Source organism: Rubritalea tangerina, assembly GCF_042683245.1.
Lineage (GTDB): Bacteria > Verrucomicrobiota > Verrucomicrobiia > Verrucomicrobiales > Akkermansiaceae > Rubritalea > Rubritalea tangerina.
The window spans coordinates 1-593 of record NZ_JBHUJB010000030.1 but is presented as its reverse complement, the minus strand read 5'-3'; the positions used below and the strand labels follow the sequence as shown (position 1 = coordinate 593).

The window sequence follows — 593 nt, the reverse complement described above, 5'->3', positions numbered from 1 at the left end:
AACACTATTTATGCTTAGAAATTGATCTGACGCATCCGTTTTTCAAACCTAACGTAAAGCACACCTCACCGCTGACGGGGGAATGCACTTTGATTTATTGTTTACGGATGGTGAGTTGGAAATGGTAAGCGGAGCTCAACCGCGGTCAGCGGTTGGGTGCAGCGTCTTGTTCTGCAAAAGTCAATTTATGAGAGGTTCGTGGCCATAGTATATATCCCAAGGTTCTGAAAAATATACGGAATTAACTTCAAGTGATGAAGTAAGGAATGACTTCAGTGAAGCTAGTTGCAATTCGGTGACCTGACTGTTTGTGTGACTAGATTCAATCACACCTCTGATTGTATGACCTGACATTGAATCACCGAACTGTAGTCTAAGAAACTCAACTTTGCTGATGAGTGAGTCTAGAAATGGTTCATCACTGTCATTCTTGGTGTGGATCACAAGGCTATACCCAAATACAGCGAACTCTCCTAAATGCTTTTTCTTTCTGAGTCTCTTTTTCATCAAGCTTGGTTTATTTAGCAGAACGTAAAGCACACCGCACCGCTGACGGAGAATGTACTGTGATTTATTGTTTACGGATAGAGTGT

General features: G+C 41.8%; 1 protein-coding gene. It reads right to left on the bottom strand.

The genetic code is table 11. From position 1 onward, the window contains the following. Positions 1-180: 180 nt before the first annotated feature. Positions 181-507 (bottom strand): 50S ribosome-binding protein YggL, encoded by a 327-nt coding sequence (locus tag ACFSW8_RS06880; protein WP_377090617.1) that lies wholly within the window; start codon positions 505-507, stop codon positions 181-183. Positions 508-593 lie beyond the last annotated feature (86 nt).

What these genes read in the sequence shown, in the direction of transcription:
- ACFSW8_RS06880 (WP_377090617.1), bottom strand. Translation starts at nt 507, where the DNA reads ATGAAAAAGAGACTCAGAAAGAAAAAGCATTTAGGAGAGTTCGCTGTA.